This is a genomic window from Saccharothrix longispora, assembly GCF_031455225.1.
GTDB classification, from domain to species: Bacteria; Actinomycetota; Actinomycetes; order Mycobacteriales; family Pseudonocardiaceae; genus Actinosynnema; species Actinosynnema longispora.
This window is the reverse complement of the sequence record NZ_JAVDSG010000001.1, coordinates 4323699-4341567: the sequence shown is the minus strand read 5'-3', so window position 1 is coordinate 4341567 and position 17869 is coordinate 4323699. Positions and strand designations below refer to the sequence as shown.

Here is a 17869-nt window from a genome sequence, read left to right as displayed (position 1 = left end):
GTTGAGCACTGCCCACGCCCAGCGCCCGACGACCGCGGACGTGACACCGGCCGACGGGGTCCTCGACCTGACCGGCGCCCAACTGGGCATCTGGAACGCGCAGCGGCTGGAACCGGACTCGCCCTACTACGTCGTCGGCGACGTCGTCGAGGTCTCGGGGGAGCACCCGGTCGACGCGGGACTGGTCGCGCGCGCCGTGCGGGCCGCGTTCGAGGAGGCGGAGAGCCTGCGGCTGCGCGTGTTCGACACGCCGTCGGGGCCGCGCCAGGTCGTGTCCGACGAGCCCGTCGCGCTCCCGGAGGTCGTCGACCTGGGCGGTGAGGCCGACCCGAGGGCCGCGGCCCAGGCGTTCGTCGAGGCCGAACGGGCCCGCGTCGCCGAGGCGTGCCGGGGCATGGTGGACCGGGAGTTGTTCTCCTGCACCGTGATCCGGTTGTCCGACCACGAGGTCTGGTACACCCAGCTGGGCCACCACCTCGTGTTCGACGGCTACACCGCGGCCATGCTCGCCCGCCGCACCGCCGCGCACCACACGGCGCTGGTCGCCGGGGCGCCCGCGCCGAAGTCGACGTTCGGCCGGTTCGCCGACCTCGTCGCCGCCGACCGCGCCTACCGGGAGGGCGAGCAGTTCGAGCGCGACCGGGCCTACTGGCTCGACCGGCTCACGCCGCTGCCCGAGTTCGACCCGGCCGACGCCGCGGCGTCCGGTCCGCCCGACCGCACGGTCACCGCACGCGCGGTGGTGCCCGCCGACGAGGTGACCCGGCTGCGGGAGTTCGCCGAGGGCGCGGGCATCACCTGGGGCGAGGCGCTGATCGCCTGCTACGCCGCGTTCCTGCACCGGGTGCTGGGCCGCACGGACGTCGTGTTCGCCCTGCCGCTGATGTGCCGCTCCGGCGTCGGGCTGCGCACCCCCGCGATGGCGGTCAACGTGCTGCCGCTGCGGGTCGAGGTGCGCGGCGACGACGACCTGGGCGTGCTGGGCAGGCGGGTCGCGGGCGTGATGCGCGAGATGCGCGCCCACCAGCGCTACCGGGGCGAGGACCTGCCGCGCGACCTGGCGGCGCCCGGCGCGGGCGCGCTGCTGCACGGCCGGGGCGTCAACCTCAAGGCGTTCGACCTGGCGCTGGACTTCGCGGGCGCCACCGGCGTCATGCGCAACGTCGCGGGCGGCCCGCCGGAGGACATGGGGCTCAGCGTGCTGCCGACCCGGGACGGCGGCCTGCTGCTGGGCTTCGAGGTCGACGCCCGCACGCACGACCAGGCGGCCGTGGAGCGCAAGCTCACCGCCTTCCGCACCCTGCTCGCCCGTGCCGACGCGCCCTCGATCGGCGCGGTCGCGCTGGTGGGCGCGGAGGAGCGGGCCGCGCTGCTGGCGGACTGGGCGACGCCCGCGCTGCCGGGCGTCCCGCGCGACGTGCCCGCCCTGCTGGACGACCTCGCCTCGGGGGCGACCGCGCTGGTGCACGGCGACGAACGGCTCACCGGGCACGAGCTCGTGGCACGGGTGCGCCGCCTGTCGGGCGCGTTGCGCGCCGCGGGGGTCGGGCCGGACGACGTGGTGGCGCTCGCCCTGCCGCGTTCGGCGGACCTCGTGGTGTCCCTGCTCGCGGTGCTGGACGCCGGCGCGGCCTTCCAGCCGCTCGACGTCGAGCACCCGGCCGAGCGGCTCCGCGAGCTGATCACCGACACCGGCGCGGTGCTCGTGCTGTGCGCCCCCGGGACGGCCGACGTCGTCCCGGACGGCGTCGCGCGGCTCTCCCCGGACAGCGCCGGGCCGACCGTCGACGACACGTCCACCGTGGACCGCGACCCGGAGCGCCTGGCGTACGTCATCCACACCTCCGGGTCGACGGGCCGTCCCAAGGGCGTGCTCGGCAGGCTCGGCGGGCTGCTGGGGCTGCTGCACCACCACCGGTCCACCACCGTCGCCGAGGCGGAGCGCGCCGCGGGCAGGCGGCTGCGCGTCGCGCACACCTACTCGTTCGCCTTCGACTCGGCGCTGGACCAGCTGTCGTGGCTGCTGTGCGGGCACGAGCTGCACCTCTACGACGCCGACCTGGCCCGGGACGCGGACGCGCTGCTGGCCGCCTACCGGCGCGACCGGATCGATGTCGTGGACACCACCCCGTCGATGGCCGCGCCACTGGTCGACGGAGGCCTGCTGCACGGGGACCACCGGCCCGCGCTGCTCGTGCTGGGCGGCGAGGCCACCCCGCCGGGGCTGTGGAAGCGCGTCGTCGCGTCCGGTGTCCCCGCGCGCAACATGTACGGCCCCACCGAGGCCGCGGTGGACAGCACCAGTGCCCGCCTCGACGGCGACGTGCCGACCATCGGCGTCCCGCTCCCCGGCACCCGCGCCTACCTGCTGGACAACGCCCTGCACCCCGTGCCGCACGGTGAGCGCGGCGAGCTGTACCTGGCCGGGCCGCACCTGGCCCGCGGCTACCTGGGGCGGCCCGGGCTCACCGCCGAGCGGTTCGTCGCCGACCCGTTCGGCGGGCCCGGGGACCGGATGTACCGCACCGGCGACCAGGCCCGCTGGGTGCCGGGTCGGGGGCTGGAGTACCTGGGCCGGCACGACGGCCAGGTCAAGATCCGCGGTCACCGGGTGGAGGTCGGCGAGGTCGAGGCCGCGTTGGGCGCGGTGCCCGGTGTGAGCGCGGCGGCCGCCGCGGTCCGCACCGACTCCGGGCCGGCCCGGCTGGTCGGCTACGTCGTGCCCGCGGCCGGCGCGGCCGTCACGCCCGAGTCCGTGCGGCACCACCTCGCCGACCGGGTACCCGACCACCTCGTGCCCGCCGCGGTCGTGGTGCTGGACGAGCTGCCGGTCACGGTCAACGGCAAGCTGAACCGCGCCGCGCTGCCCGCGCCCCGCGCCACCGGCGGCGGCCGCGCCCCCACCACCGGGCGCGAACGGCTGCTGTGCGCGACCGTCGCCGAGGTGATGGGCGCCGAGCACGTCGGCGTGGACGACGACTTCTTCGCCCTGGGCGGCGACAGCATCACCGCGATCAGCGTCAGCAGCCGGTTGCGCGCGCACGGCCTGGAGCTGCGGCCGCGGGACCTGCTGGCCCGCCGCTCCCTCGCCGACCTCGCGGCGGCGGGCCGCGACGTCGGCGGCGGACCCGCCCCGGTGGCCGACGACCCGACGGGCCCCGTGCCCGCGCCGCCGATCGTGCGCGCCCTGCTCGACGCGAACCCCGACCCGGCCGCCGTGGCCGGGTACGCGCAGTGGACCGCGGTGCGGGTCGACGAACCCCTCGCCCTGGACGACCTGGCGGCGGGCGTGGCCGCGGTGCTGGACGCGCACGACGCCCTGCGCCTGCTGGTGACCGACGACGGCCTGGTCGTGCGCCCGCGCGGTGCCGTGCCGGCGTCCGCGGAGGAGGTCGTCGCGGGGGAGGACGAGGTCGTCCCGCTGGCCGGGCGACTGGCCGCGTCCCTGGACCCGAGGTCGGGCGACCTGGTGAAGGTGGCCCTGGTGCGCACCCCGTCCGATGTGCCGGACCGGGTCGTCGTGGTGGTGCACCACCTCGTCGTGGACGGCGTGTCCTGGCGCGTGCTGCTGCCCGACCTGCGCACGGCGTCCACCGGCGGCGCGCTCCCGCCCGTCGGCACGTCGTGGCGCAGGCACGCGGTGCTGCTCGCGGAGCAGGGGAAGACCGGCGCGCGGCGCGGCGAGCTGGCGCACTGGCGCGGCGCGGTCGACCACGCGCGCCTGGGCTCCCGCGCCCTGGACCAGACCGTGGACGTGGTGGCCACCGCGGACCGGACCACCACCACCGCGTCCCCCGAGGTGACCGCCGCGCTGCTGGACGCCCTGCCCGCCGCCTACCGCGCGGGCGTGGACGAGGTGCTGCTGGCCGCCCTGGTGCTGGCCGTGCGGGTGTGGCGGGGCGAGGCCCGCGACGCGGTGGCGGTGACCGTGGAGGGGCACGGCCGGGAGGAACTGGCGCCCGGCACGGACCTGTCCCGCACGGTCGGCTGGTTCACCTCCGAGCACCCGGTGCGGGTGCCGGCCGACGCCGTGCGGGCCGAGGCGGACCTGGCCGACGCGCTGGCGGGCGGCGACGCGGCCGGGCGGCTGCTGAAGGCGGCCAAGGAGGCCCGGCGCGCCGCGCCCGACGGCGGCATCGGCCACGGCGTGCTGCGGCACCTGGACCCGGTGACGCACGACGAGTTCGCCGCCGCCGGGCCGCCCGACCTGCTGCTGAACTACCTGGGCCGGTTCGCCGCGCTGCCCGGCACCGGGTGGCGGCTGCCCGAGCACGACCCGTTCGCCGTGGTCGAGCCCGCGGGCAAGGCCCTCGAACAGGTGCTGGCGCTCAACTGCTTCGTGCACGAGGACGGGGGGCACGGGGACGGGGGGCCGCGCATCGCGGTCGAGTGGACCGCGGCCGGGCTGGTGCTGCCGCCCGCCGCCGTCGCCGGCCTCCAGGAGGCGTGGGCGACCGCGCTGGCCGCGCTGGCCGCGCACGCCGACCGCATCGGACCCGACGGCGGCGGCCTCACCCCGTCCGACCTGCCGCTGGTCTCCCTCGACCAGGCCGCCGTCGACGCCATCGAGGCCGGCGGCCGGGTCGCCGACGTGCTGCCCGCCACCCCGTTGCAGGTCGGGCTGTCCTTCCACAGCCTGGTGCGCGGCGACGACGACGCCGACGTGTACGTCGTGCAGGCGATGACGCTGCTGCGCGGCGAACTGGACGCCGACCGGATGCGGGCGGCGGCCGCGGAGCTGCTGCGCCGCCACCCCGCGCTGCGCGTGCACCTGCACACCACGGCCGCCGGCGACGTCGTCCAGGTCGTGCCCGCCGACGTCACCCTGGACTGGCGGCACGTGGACCTGTCGGACCACGCGGACCACGCCGGGCGCGACGCCCTGCTCGCCGAGCACTGCCGCGCCGAGCTGGAGCGCCCCTTCACCCCGACCGCGCCGCCGCTGATCCGCTTCCTGCTGTGCACGCTGGGCCCGGACGAGCACCGGCTGGCCATCACCAACCACCACGCCCTGCTCGACGGCTGGTCCATGCCGCTGGTCGGCCGCACGCTGCCGGCGATCTACGCCGAGCTCGGCGGCGGCCCGGCCGCGCCCGTCGCGCCGTCGCCCGCCGAGTACCACCGCTGGCTGGCCGGGCGCGACCACGACGCCGCGCTGGACGCGTGGCGCGAGGCGCTGGCCGGCGTCGACGAGGGCACCCGGCTCGCCCCCGCCGGCGCGGCGTCCGCAGTGGACCGCCCGGAGCGGGTGACGATCGGCCTGGGCGTGGAGTTCAGCGACCGGCTGCGCGCGTTCGCCCGCGATCGCGGCGTCACGCCGACCACCGTGTTCCAGACCGCGTGGGGCGTGCTGCTGGGCAGGCTCACCGGGCGGCGCGACGTCGTCTTCGGCTGCCCCGTGTCCGGTCGGCCCGCCGAGGTCGACGGTGTCGAGGCCATGATCGGCCAGCTCGGCGGCACCATCCCGGTGCGGGTGCGGCACTCGGCGGGCGAGACCGCCGCGGCGCTGCTGGGCCGCGTGCACGAGGAGAGCGTCGCGCTCGCCGAGCACCACCACGTCGGGCTGTCGGACGTGCAGCGGGCCGTCGGCGTCGGCGAGCTGTTCGACACGATGCTGGTGATGGAGAACTTCCCGCTCTCCAGCCGGCGTCGCGCCCCGCTCGCGCCCGGCCTGGAGCTGGCGGGCGTGGACATCACCGACGCCACGCACTACCCGCTGACCGTGATCGTCATCCCGGAGGACGAGATCGTCATCGGCCTCGGCTACCAGCCGCACGCCTTCGACGAGGAGACCGTCCGCGACTGCGGCCGGCGGCTGCGCACCCTGCTGCACGAGGTCGTCGACGACCCGGACCGGCCGGTGGAGCGGCTGCGCGCCGTGGACGACGGGGAGCGCGACCGCCTGCTGCGCCTGGGCCTCGGCGCGGAACCCGCCCGCGAGCGCGGCGGCTGCCTGGCGGAGTTCGGCACGTGGGTCGACCGCACGCCGGACGCGGAGGCCGTGGTGTGCCGCGACCGGTCGCTGGGCTACGCGGAGCTGGACCGGCGGGCCAACCGGCTCGCGCACGCCCTGCTGGCCCGCGGCGTGCGCCCGCAGGACACCGTCGCCGTGCTGCTCGGCCGCGACGTGGAGATGGTCGTGGCGCTGTTCGGCGTCCTCAAGGCGGGCGCGGTGTACGTGCCCATGGACCCGGACTACCCGGGGGAGCGGCTGGCGCACATGCTCCGCGACGCCGCGCCCGCCGCCGCCGTGACGTCCGGCGGCACACCGGTCGTGCTGTCCGCCCTGCCCGTGCTGGACCTCGCCGACCCGTCCACCCTGGACGGTCCGGACGGCTGGGACGCCGACCCCGTCGACGCGCGCCGCGACCTCACCGAGGACTCGCTGGCCTACGTCATCTACACCTCCGGCACGACCGGCAGGCCCAAGGGCGTCGCCGTGCCGCACCGCGGCGTGCCCAGCCTGGTCGCGCTCCAGGAGGACGTCGTCGGCATCGGGCGCGGCGAGCGGTACCTGCACTTCGCCTCGACCAGCTTCGACGTGGCGTTCTGGCAGTTCATGCTGCCGCTGCTGTCCGGCGGCACGTCGGTCATCGCGCCGGAGGAGGTGCGGGTGCCCGGTGACGAGCTCATGGACTACATCGCCGAGCACCGGTGCACCGGCGTGAACCTGCTGCCGTCGTTCCTGGCCGCCGTGCCCGACGACCGCGAGGTCGACCCGGACGTGTTCTTCGTCGTCGGCGCGGAGCGCCTCGACCCCGAACTGGCCCGCCGCTGGGGCACCGGGCGGCGCGCGCTGTTCAACGCCTACGGCCCCACCGAGGTCACGATCAACTCGGTGACCTGGAAGTACGAGCCCGACGACGACGGACCGCTGCCGATCGGCCGCCCGGACCCCGAGGTGCGCGCCTACGTGCTCGACGGCGGCCTCCAGCCGGTCGGCGTCGGCGTGACCGGCGAGCTGTACCTGGCCGGGCCGAAGCTGGCGCGCGGCTACCTCAACCGGCCCGCCCTGACCGCCGAGCGGTTCGTGGCGGACCCGTTCGCCGGTTCCCTCGGCGCCCGGCCGGGTGAGCGCATGTACCGCACCGGCGACCTGGTGCGGTGGCGACCGGACGGGCAGTTGGTGTTCCTGGGCCGCGCCGACCACCAGGTCAAGGTGCGCGGCTTCCGCATCGAGCTGTCCGAGGTCGAGACCGTGCTGACCCGGCACCCCGACGTGCGGGCGTGCGCCGTGGTCGTCCGCGAGGACCGGCCCGGCGACCGCAGGCTCGTCGGCTACGTGATCCCCGCCGACGACGCCGCCCCCGACGTCGAGGCGCTGCGCGGGCACCTGTCCGCCGAGCTGCCCGACCACATGGTGCCGGGCGCGTTCGTGCTGCTCGACCGGCTGCCGCTCGGCCCCAGCGGCAAGCTCGACCGGGCCGCGCTGCCCGCGCCGGGCTCGGGCGCCACCGCGCCGGCCCGGGAACCGGCCACGCGCGCGGAAGCCGTGCTGCTTGCCGTGTTCCGCGAGGTGCTGGGCACCGACGAGGTCGGCCCGGACGACGCGTTCCTCGACGTCGGCGGCGACAGCATCGTGTCGCTGCGGGTCGTCTCCCGGGCGCGCCGCGAAGGGCTGTCCCTGACCGCGCGGGACGTCTTCGAGGGGCGCACCGTCGCCGGGATCGCCGCGCGCTGCGGCGCCGTCGGGCGTTCCGAGGAGGCCCCCGCGACCGGTGACGCCCCGCTGCTCCCGGTCATGCGGGACCTGCTGCGGCGCTCCGGCCCGGCGGCCGACGGGTTCTGCCAGTGGGTCGAGGTGGTCGTCCCCGCGGGCGGCGACCTCGCGACGTGGCACGCCGTGTTCGACGCCGTGCTCGCCAGGCACGACGTGCTGCGCGCCCACCTGGCCGGCGACGTCCTGCGCATCCCCGCCGTCGGCGCGGTGACCGGCGCGGACGTGCTGACCCGCGTCCCCTGGGCCGACGACCCGCGCGCGCTCGTCGACCGGCACGTCGCCGACGCCCGCGACCGCATGGACCTGCGCGCGGGACCGCTGCTGCGCGCCGTGTGGGTCGACGCAGGGCCGACGCGCCCCGGTCGGCTCGCCCTGGTCGCGCACCACGCCGTCGTGGACGCCGTGTCCTGGCGCGTGCTGCTCGACGACATCGCCCACGTCCACGACACCGGCCGCCCGCCGGCCCGGCACGGCCAGTCGTTCCTCGGCTGGGCGAAGGCGCTGCGCGACGCCGTGCCGCACCGCCGCGCGGAACTCCCGCACTGGCGGCACGTGGCCGCCGCGCCACCGGCCCGCGTCACGCCGGACCCCGTCCGGGACACCGCGGCCACCGCCGTCCACCACGTCGTCCACCTCGACCCCGCCACGACGCGGACCGTCCTCACCACCCTGCCCGCCGCGTACCGCACCACCCCGGACACCGTCCTGCTCACCGCCCTCGCCCGGGCCGTGGGGGAGTGGCGCGGCACCGAGCCGGACCTGCTGGTGGCCCTGGAGGGCCACGGCCGCCCGCCGCACGCCCCCGACCACTCGGGGCCCGTCGAGCTGTCCCAGACCGTCGGCTGGTTCACCGCCGTGCACCCGGCGCGCGTGCGGGTGCCGGACACCGGCGCGGCCGGGGCGCTGAAGGCGGTCAAGGAGCAGTTGAACGCCGCCGGTGACGGCCTCGGCTACGGCATCCTCGGCGACGAGGCGCCGCCCTGCGCGCCGGAGATCAGCTGGAACTACCTCGGCCGCTTCCCGACCCGGACCGGCGCGGACACCCCGTGGCAGGCCCCGGCGGACGCCGACCCGCTCGGCTCGGGCGGCGGTGACGACCTGCCGCTGCCGCACGCGCTGATGATCAACGCCCTGGCGCGCGACGACGGTGACGGCGAGGCGCTCGGCATCCGGTTCACGTGGCCCGCCGCCCTGTTCGACGGCGCGGAGGTCGGCGACCTCGCGCGGCGCCTGGTGGACGCCCTGACCCGCCTCGCGGACGACCCCGACGTGTCGGCGGGGGCCGGGCTCACCCCCTCCGACCTGCCGCTGGTCCGGCTCGACCAGCGGCAGATCGACGCCCTGGAGGCGAGGGGACCGGTGGCCGACGTGCTGCCGCCGACCCCGTTGCAGCAGGTGATGCTGCGGCACGCGCGGGCGCACGCGACCGACCCGTACACCGTGCAGGCGGCGTTCTCGCTGTCCGGCCCGCTCGACGTCGAGGCCCTGCGCGCGGCGGGCGAGGCCCTGCTGCGGCGGCACCCCAACCTGGGCGCGCTGTTCCCGGAGTCGCCCGCCGTGCAGGTGATCCCGCGCGACCCGCGCCCCGGGTTCCGGCTCCGCGACGTGGACGACGCGGAACGCGCGCTCGACGAGGACCTGGCGGAGCCGTTCGACCTGGCCGTCGGGCCGCCGCTGCGGCTGACCGTGCTGCAGTCCGCGCCCGGGCGGCACGTGCTCGCCCTGACCAGCCACCACGTGCTGTCGGACGGGTGGTCCGCGCCGCGCATCCTCACCGAACTGTTCGCGCTCTACGCCGGCCGCGCGCTGCCCGAACCCGTCCCGTTCAGCCGCTACCTGCGCCACCTGTCCACCGCGGACCGCGAGGGGCACCTGCGGGCGTGGGGCGCGGAACTGGCGGACCTGCCCGAGGGCGACTACCTGACCCGGGGCCGGGACCTCGTCGTCGGCGCGGCGGAGCCGGTGCTGTTCCGGGTGGACGCCCCGCTGGTGGCGGCGCTGACGCGGGAGGCGGCGCGGCGCGGCCTGACGCCGAACGCGGTCCTCCAGGGCGCGTGGGCGGTGGTGCTCGCGGCCCGCTCGGGACGGCGTGACGTGTGCTTCGGCGCGATGGTCGCCAACCGGGCCGCCGACGTGGACGGCGTCGAGGAGATCATCGGTCTGCTGGCCGGCACGGTGCCGGTGCGCGTCCGGTTCACCGGGACGGTGGCGGAGTCGCTGGTCGACGCGCAGGCCCGCCGGCAGGCGATGGCGGAGCACGACCACGTCGGCCTGCCCGAGCTGGAGCGGCTGACCGGCCGCGACCGGCTCTTCGACAGCCTCGTGGTGTTCGAGAACTACCCGGTGGACCCGGCGCGGCTGCGCGAACCGGCCCCCGGCCTCACCGTCACCGGCACCCGGTTCCGCGAGCGGACGCACCACCCGGTGACGCTGACCGTCGTGCCGGGGGACGAGGGCTGGACGGGCGTCCTCGGCCACCAGGCCGGGGTGTTCGAGCGGGACGAGGTCGAGGCGCTGGCCGCCGACCTGCTGCGCGTGCTGCGGGACCTGCCCGCGCACCTGGACGGCGACGTCACCGCCCTGATCGGGGCGCGGCCGTGAGCGGGGCGACGGGGGTGGAGGTGGACGCGGCGCTGTGGCGCACGGCGTTCACGCTGGTGCTCGGCACGTTCATGGCGACGCTGGACAGCACGATCGTCCTCGTCGGCATCGACGCCCTGGCCGACCGGTTCGACGCGCGGGTCACCGACATCCAGTGGGTCACCACGGCCTACCTGCTCGCGGTGGTCACCGCCGTGCCCGCGTCGGGCTGGCTCGCGGACCGGTTCGGCGGCCGGCGCGTGTGGATCACCGCCGTGGCGGTGTTCCTGCTGGCCTCGGTGCTGTGCGCGCTGGCCTGGTCGCTGCCGGCCCTGGTGGCGTTCCGGGTGCTCCAGGGCCTGGCCGGCGGGCTGCTGCCGGCGACCGGCCAGGCCCTGCTCGCGCGGGCCGCCGGGCGGGAGCGGATCGGCCGCGTGCTGGGCGTCGTCTCGGTGGTGCCCCTGCTGTCGCCGGTGCTCGGCCCGCTGGCCGGCGGATCGATCCTGGCCGTGGCGGACTGGCCGTGGCTGTTCTACGTGAACCTGCCGATCGGCGCGGTGGCCATCCTGCTCGCCCGCCGCACCGTGCCCGCCGTGCCGGCCGCCGGCGGGCGCACGCCGTTCGACGTGCGCGGCGCGCTGCTGCTGTCGCCGGGGCTCGCCGTGCTCGTCTTCGGCCTCACCGCCGTGGACCAGGCCGTCCCGCCGGCGGTGGCCGCCGCGTCGATCGCCGCGGGCCTGGCGATGCTGGCCGGGTTCGTCGTGCACGGCCTGCGCACCCGCGGCACCCCGCTGATCGACCCGCGCCTGTTCGCCAGGCCCCCGTTCGGCGTGGCCGCGCTGGCGCTGGTCGTCCTCGGCGCCTCGGTGTTCGGCACGATGTTCCTGCTGCCGCTGTTCCTCCAGACCGGCGGTGGGCTCTCGGCCTGGGAGACCGGGCTGCTGCTCGCGCCGCAGGGGGTGGGCGCGGCGATCGGGTCGGTCCTGGTCACCCGCGCGGTGGACACCGTCGCCCCGCGCACCCTGGTGCTGACCGGCATCGCGCTGGTGGCGGTCGGCACGGCCCCGTTCACGCAGCTCCACCAGGACCTGCCGGACGTCGTCATCGCGCTGTCGCTGCTCGTGCGCGGCGCGGGCGCGGCCATGATCGGCGCACCGGTGATGAACATCGTCTACAGCCGGATCGAACCCGCGCAGCTGCCCAGGGCCGCCGGCGCGCTCAACCTGCTCAACACGGTCGGCGGCTCCGTCGGCACCGCCGTCCTCGCGGTCGTGCTGAGCACCAGGTTGACGGCCCGCGGACCCGACACGCCCGCCGCGTTCGCCGACACCTTCTGGTGGGTGCTCGGCTTCGCGCTGGTGGCCGCACTGGGGGCGACCAGGTTGCCCCGCCCCGTTCACGAGAAGGGCCACGCAGATGCCTGACCAGGACACCCTGCCCACACCGGCCGAGGTGGGCGCGGACCGCTCGGTGGCGGAGGCGGTGGCCCGGCACCGGGGGACCGTCGCCGACGTCCTCGGCGGGCGCGACTCCAGGCTGCTCGTCGTGGTCGGCCCCTGCTCCGTGCACGACCCGGCGGCGACGCTGGACTACGCGGGCCTGCTCAAGGACGCCGCCGACCGGTTCGCCGACGACCTCGTCGTGGTCATGCGCGCCTACCTGGAGAAGCCGCGCACCGTCGCGGGGTGGACCGGCCTGCTCCCCGACCCGACGCTCGACGGCAAGGGCGACATCGCGACCGGCGTCCGGCGGGGCCGGTCGTTCCTGGTCGAGGCCGCGGCGACCGGCCTGCCCCTGGCCTACGAGTTCGTCGACCCGATGCTGGCGCACTACGTGGCCGACGTCGTGACGTGGGGCGCGGTCGGCGCGCGCACCGTGGCCAGCCAACCGCACCGGCACCTGGCGTCGTGGCTGCCCATGCCGATCGGCATGAAGAACTGCGTCTCCGGCCGCCTGGACACGGCGGTGGACGCCATCCGCGCCGCCGGCCTGCCCCACGCCTTCCCGGGGGTGGCCGCCGACGGCAGGCTCACCACCCTGCGCAGCACCGGCAACGCGGACGCCCACCTGGTCCTGCGGGGCGGCCCGACCCCCAACTACGGCGCCGCGCACGTGGCGGACGCCCTCGCCGCCCTGGCCGGGGCCGGCCTCCCGCCCCGCGTGGTGGTCGACGCCTCGCACGGCAACAGCGGCAAGGACCACCGCAGGCAACCGGGCGTGGTCGCCGACCTGGCGGCGCAGGTCGAGGACGGCAACCGCGCCCTGGTCGGCGTCATGGTCGAGTCCTACCTGGCGGACGGCAGGCAGGACCTGGCGGCGGGCCGGCTGCGCCCGGACCTGAGCGTGACGGACGCCTGCCTGGGCTGGGACAACACCCTGCCCCTGCTCCGCACCCTGGCCGCCGCCGCGCGGACGCGGGCACGGCGGTAGGGAGCCGGGGCCGGGAGTCCGCCGGGGCTAGAAGTCCACCGTCGCGCACCCCAGGCGCGGACCCGCGGTGCCCGCCTTGCCCGGTTCCGTGGCGGTGCGCTGGGCGTGCACCACGACCGAGCCCGCGCGGCGGTCGGCGAAGCGCCAGCCGACGGTCGTGGCGACGGTGGCGCGGCCCCGGTGGTCGGTGGTGAAGTCCAGCCAGATCTCGTTGGCGGGGTTGGCGTACGCCGGGTCCACCGACGGCTGGGCCGGGTCCACCTCGTGCTGGTGGTGAGCCCCGGCGTCGGTGGGCAGCGCCCCGCACGGGTGCTGGTGGGCGTGCGCGCCGTACGTGCGGTCCGGCAGCAGGCCGCGGACGCTCAGCAGCGCCCTGGTGCCGCCGCGCGTCGGCGTGGCGACGACCACGACGACCGCGCCGGGCGCGATCAGGGCGGTGTCGTAGGTGTAGGCGCGGGTCGCGGCACCCGGTGCGGCGAAGCGGGCCACGGTCACGGCCACACCGCCGGTGGCGGGTGCGGCCTCGGCCGGCGGAGCGGTCACCAGGGATGCCACCAGGGCACCGGCGAACAGGGCGACAGGGCGTTTCACGTCTCGTGCCTTCCGGGTCTCGGCGGCCGTCATCGGTCACCGGAAGTTACCACCCGACTACGCGCCGGTCGTCGAACGGCGCGCACGACCGGGAAGATCACCACGATCGCCAGGGCGAGCACCGGCGTCGACCGCCCCAGCACGAGCTCGCCCAGCGCGTAGTCCGCCGCCGGCACGGCCAGGCACAGCGCGAACGCCCAGCCGGGCGCCGTCCTCGGCTTGGCCGTTCCGGCCCACGGCGTGCGCCGGAACGGCTTCGCCACCGACAGCCACACCTGGCACGCCAGCGCCGAGGCCATCAGCAGCGACCCGACCCGCATCATCAGCGGCGACCCGCCGGGGTGCAGGTTGGGGCTGAGCACGAAGATCCCGACGTAGAGCTGGGTGAACGTGACGACCGTCTTCAGCAGTACCCACCAGTGCCGGAAGTAGCCCCACGGTGTGAGGCCGGACAGCATCAGCCCGCTGAACGCCGACGTGGTGGCCATGAACTGGAGCACCTCGACGTCGAGCAGCAGCGCCGCGTCGAACGCGGCGAGCCGACCGGGCGCGGACAGCGCGTAGTCGACCACCACGAACAACGCCAGCGCCATGAACATCCACCCGGTGGACGACACGACGTGCGTCCAGACCAGCATTTTCCGACTCATCGGCGAACCCCCACTAGTAGCCGTCCTACATATAGTACGGCTACTAGTGGGGCGGGTGGCTCAGACCCGGCAGGGGCTGCCGCCGGGCTCACCCGGCAACGCCTCCAGGTTCACCCGCGCCTCACCGAGCACCACGTCGGTCAGCGCGGTGTCGAGCGCGAACGCCTGCTGCACCAGGCTGGACGAGGTCGTCGTCGTGCCGTTGAGCCGCAGCGAGCCGATGACCAGGGGGATCGTCAGGGGCGCGCTGCCCACCGCGATGTTCACCCCGTTGATCCGCAGGCTCGCGATCTGCGAGGAGCCGGCGAACACCGGGTTCAGCCCCGCGTCGCACGTGACCGAGGCGTTCGCCCGGATCACGCCCACCTCGATCGTCACGAGCAGGCTCGTGATCCGGGTGGTCTCCACGCGCGCCGTGGACACCGCGCCGTCGCCGGGTGCCGGCGGCAGCGCGAGCAGGTCGTCCGGCGTCTGGTCGGTGCGCGCGGTCAGCGCGGTCGCCCGGACGTTCAGGATGCCCGCGGGCAGGTTCACGTCCGCCACGGTCACGGCGTCGTCCACGCACGGCACGTCCGGCGGGTTCGCCCGCGCCACGACCACCCCGGCGAGGTTCAGCGCGGTGGCCTGGCAGGAGAACACGCCGGTCCGCTCGGACGTGGTGATCCGCAGGTCCGACAGCACCGGGCTCGCGCCCGACGGCGACGCGGTCAACGTCGCCCGCACCTCGACGTACCGCCCGACCAGGGCGAACTCCACCCCGTTGGACACCGGTGCGAACGCCTCGCCCGCCAACCCGGCCTCGGTGTCGGACGCGCGCGCCTCCACCGTGATCGAGGTACCCGGCGGCACGCTGCCCTGCGCCTCGGTGTTCCAGGTGACCGTGCCCCACGTCTGGCCCGCGACACCGCCGTCCTGCACCACCGACCACGTGCCGATCGGCGCGGTGATCTCGCCCAGCACCGAACCGGTCATGTCGCTGTAGTTGTACGGCCCGGCGCCCGCGCCGAGGTCCACGGTCAGGTCGACCGCGCCCACCGGGAACCCGCCGCCGCCCACCGGACCGGCGTCCGGGTCGATGCGCTGCGCGTTGTCCGAGTTGATGTTGGTGACCCACACCTTGCCGTTGCTGTCCACCGCGACACCGGTGGGCCCGTTGCCGCCGGGCAGCACCACGTTGCCGACGAACGTGCCGTCGGTGCGCAGGTGCCCGACCGTGTTCGTGCCGTTGTCCAGCGCGTGGGCGACCCACACGTTGCCGTCCACGTCGACCGCCACGCCCTGGGCGCGCGGGTGGCCGTGCGGGAACGAGCCGAGCACGTTGCCCGCCGCGTCCATCTTGACCGTGTGGCCGGTGCCGACACCGGTGTGCCAGATCTCGCCGGTGTTCGGGTCCATGCCCAGGCCGTAGTCGCCGTGGGAGGTGTCGAGGCACGCGCCCGTGCCGGTGCCCGGCTCGTAGCGCAGCAGGTTGGCCCCGTACCGGGCCGACCACAGCGTGCCCGCCTGGTCGACCAGGCCGCCGTACCCGCCGCAGCCGAAGCTGACCGGCGCCGTCAGCGGGCTGCCGTCCGCCCCGGAGATCAGCTGGTGCCGCGTGTTGGACCCGCCGGTCCACAGGTTGTTGTCGGCGTCCACGGCGACCGTGCGGGTGTTCGTGCCCGCGACCCTGCTGTAGGTGATCAGGCACTCGTCGGCGGCGGTCTCGACCCCGCCGTCGGTGTCGACCCCGCCAGCGTTGGTCCACGGTCGGATGTCGCCCAGCCCTCGCGAGGTGGCGAACAGGCCGTCCTGGTCGCGGTCCTCGCAGGTGTTGTACGAGAACGGGCCGACCAGGTGGTCGCCGCTCGGGTTCGGCGTGCCGTCGCCGTTCACGCGCGTGCCGCCCCGGATGACGCCGACGCGGGTCACCGAGCCCTGGCCGCCGCCCGCCTCGTTCCGGTTGGACAGCCAGGTGTTGCCGAGCTTGTCGACGGTGGTGCGGGAGGGGTTGCGGCCCTGGCCGTCCGGCGCGGACAGCCACTCGCCGAGGATCTCGCCGGTGTCCACGTCGATGCGCACCATCGTGCCGCGCGCGGAGGCGGCGACGTTGACGTAGGGGAAGAAGGTGGTGCGCCGGTCGAGCTGGAGCTGGTCGCCGTTCGGCGCGTCGTGGTTCACGTCCTGGAGCACGCCCTGGTCGAAGTCGGCGTCGAGCGTGTAGAGCACGTCCTCGCCGGCGACCGGGGCCGCCGACGCCGTCGCGGGGAGGCCGACCGGGAGCAGCAGCGCCCCGACGGCCACCACGGCGACTGATCTTCGTGGATGACGCATGGATCTGCCCTTCTGGGGGTGGGGAGAACTGGGCATTCCCGTCACGTGACACCACGGAGTCGGGCTCCCCGCGAGGCGCGTTACCGCGGTCGGGAAACACCGGTGGGCTTTCGGCAGAAATGGGGCGTGCCGGTCACCCCTTTGCCGGCGGTGGACCGTTCAGGTGGCCCAACGCGCATTCCGGCGGGTGACGGCGGGGGCCTTCCGCGGCCGACAGCCGGCCCAGCGCACTGGGCCGATCCGGGGATTTCGCGCTGGTCACGGCTGTGTGGCCGGACGACGCTCGGTTAACCCGCCGTCCACCGGAACAGCCCGGGGAATTCGTCCGGCGCGCTGAATCGAGACCTGGCACAACGCGCCGCTTGACAAGGCGAGCGCAATTCGCGAATCCTCCGCACGTCCCGGACGCGATCACGCTGCCAAGCCCTGTGCCACCTCCAGGAAGGTTCGACCCGTGACCCACACCCGAGTCCTGCGGTTGGTCGGCACCGGCGCTGCGGCGCTGGCGCTCGTCGCGGCCTGCGGCACGCCTCCGCCCAAGGAGGGCGCGGCGAGCGGCACGCCCGCGGCCACCGCGAAGTCCGCCGCCGAGTTCGGCGGCCTGGACGAGCTCGTCGAGGCCGCGAAGGCGGAGGGCAGGCTCAACGTCATCGCGCTGCCCCCGGACTGGGCCAACTACGGCGCGATCATCTCCGCGTTCGAGGCGAAGTACGGCATCGAGGTCGACTCCGCGCAGCCCGACGCCTCCAGCCAGGACGAGATCAACGCGGCCAAGCAGCTCAAGGGCGGCGACCGCGCCCCCGACGTGTTCGACCTGGGCCTCAACGTCGCCCTCGCCAACACCGACGTGTTCGCGCCCTACCGGGTGGAGACCTGGGCGGACATCCCGGACGAGCTGAAGGAGCCCTCGGGCCTCCACTACGGCGACTACGGCGGCTTCATGTCGATCGGCTACGACGCCTCGAAGGTGCCCGCGCCGACCTCGGTGAAGGACCTGCTCAAGCCCGAGTACCAGGGCAAGGTCGCGCTCAACGGCGACCCGACGCAGGCCGGCGCCGCGTTCTCCGGCGTCGTGATGGCCTCGCTCGGCAACGGCGGCTCGGCCGACGACATCGCGCCCGGCGTCGAGTTCTTCGCCCAGCTCAAGGCCGCGGGCAACTTCCTGCCGGTCGACCCGTCGCCCGCGACCATCGAGTCCGGCCAGACGCCGGTCGTGATCGACTGGGACTACACCAACGCCGCGCAGACCGCGAAGCTCGCGGGCAAGGTCGACTGGAAGGTCGTCGTCCCGCGGGACGCCCAGGTCGGCGCGTACTACAACCAGGCGGTCAACAAGGACGCCCCGCACCCGGCCGCCGCCCGCCTGTGGCAGGAGTTCCTGTACTCCGACGAGGGCCAGAACCTGTACCTCGAAGGGCTCTCGCGGCCGGTGCGCATGGACGCGATGGAGAAGGCGGGCACGCTCGACGCCGCCGCCGCGGCCAAGCTGCCCGACACCGGCGGCGAGCAGGTGTTCCTGACCCAGGAGCAGTCGGACAAGGCCAAGCAGGTGCTGTCCGCGTCGTGGGCGCGGGCGGTGGGCTGACCG

Annotated in this window: 7 protein-coding genes; 4 read left to right on the top strand and 3 right to left on the bottom strand. The window is 75.7% G+C overall.

All coding sequences use genetic code 11. The annotated features are described in order from the left end of the window. Position 1: 1 nt before the first annotated feature. Genes J2S66_RS17340 through J2S66_RS17330 form a run of 3 tightly spaced genes read left to right on the top strand, consistent with a single transcriptional unit; the run spans position 2 to position 12730 of the window. Positions 2 to 10321 carry a non-ribosomal peptide synthetase gene (locus tag J2S66_RS17340; RefSeq protein WP_310308152.1) on the top strand — a complete coding sequence of 3440 codons (10320 nt, stop codon included), beginning with the start codon at positions 2 to 4 and terminating at the stop codon, positions 10319 to 10321. After that, complete coding sequence (locus tag J2S66_RS17335; protein WP_310308151.1) at positions 10318 to 11724, top strand: MDR family MFS transporter; 1407 nt, start codon at positions 10318 to 10320, stop codon at positions 11722 to 11724. Before J2S66_RS17340 ends, J2S66_RS17335 begins: the two co-directional genes overlap by 4 nt. Next, positions 11717 to 12730 carry a 3-deoxy-7-phosphoheptulonate synthase gene (locus J2S66_RS17330; RefSeq protein ID WP_310308149.1) on the top strand — a complete coding sequence of 338 codons (1014 nt, stop codon included), beginning with the start codon at positions 11717 to 11719 and terminating at the stop codon, positions 12728 to 12730. Before J2S66_RS17335 ends, J2S66_RS17330 begins: the two co-directional genes overlap by 8 nt. 27 nt (positions 12731 to 12757) lie before the next feature. Here the strand turns inward: J2S66_RS17330 and J2S66_RS17325 are convergent, their stop codons facing one another. The 3 genes from J2S66_RS17325 to J2S66_RS17315 are packed head-to-tail and all read right to left on the bottom strand — an operon-like array spanning position 12758 to position 16254. After that, on the bottom strand, positions 12758 to 13321 hold the full coding sequence (locus tag J2S66_RS17325; RefSeq protein ID WP_310308148.1) for a superoxide dismutase: 564 nt from the start codon (positions 13319 to 13321) through the stop codon (positions 12758 to 12760). 29 nt (positions 13322 to 13350) lie between these two features. Continuing rightward, on the bottom strand, positions 13351 to 13971 hold the full coding sequence (locus J2S66_RS17320) for a hypothetical protein (protein ID WP_310308147.1): 621 nt from the start codon (positions 13969 to 13971) through the stop codon (positions 13351 to 13353). Positions 13972 to 14031: 60 nt separating this feature from the next. Continuing rightward, positions 14032 to 16254: a hypothetical protein gene (locus J2S66_RS17315; protein ID WP_310308145.1), complete on the bottom strand. Its 2223-nt coding sequence runs from the start codon at positions 16252 to 16254 to the stop codon at positions 14032 to 14034. 481 nt (positions 16255 to 16735) lie between these two features. On the opposite strand from J2S66_RS17315, the gene J2S66_RS17310 reads away from it, so the two are divergent. Further along, positions 16736 to 17866, top strand: a complete 1131-nt coding sequence (locus J2S66_RS17310; protein ID WP_310308144.1) for an ABC transporter substrate-binding protein — start codon at positions 16736 to 16738, stop codon at positions 17864 to 17866. Positions 17867 to 17869: the final 3 nt, after the last annotated feature.

Excerpts from the sequence above, each read along its gene's own strand:
- J2S66_RS17330 (WP_310308149.1), top strand. The coding sequence starts at position 11,717 with ATGCCTGACCAGGACACCCTGCCCACACCGGCCGAGGTGGGCGCGGAC.
- J2S66_RS17320 (WP_310308147.1), bottom strand. The coding sequence starts at position 13,971 with ATGAGTCGGAAAATGCTGGTCTGGACGCACGTCGTGTCGTCCACCGGG.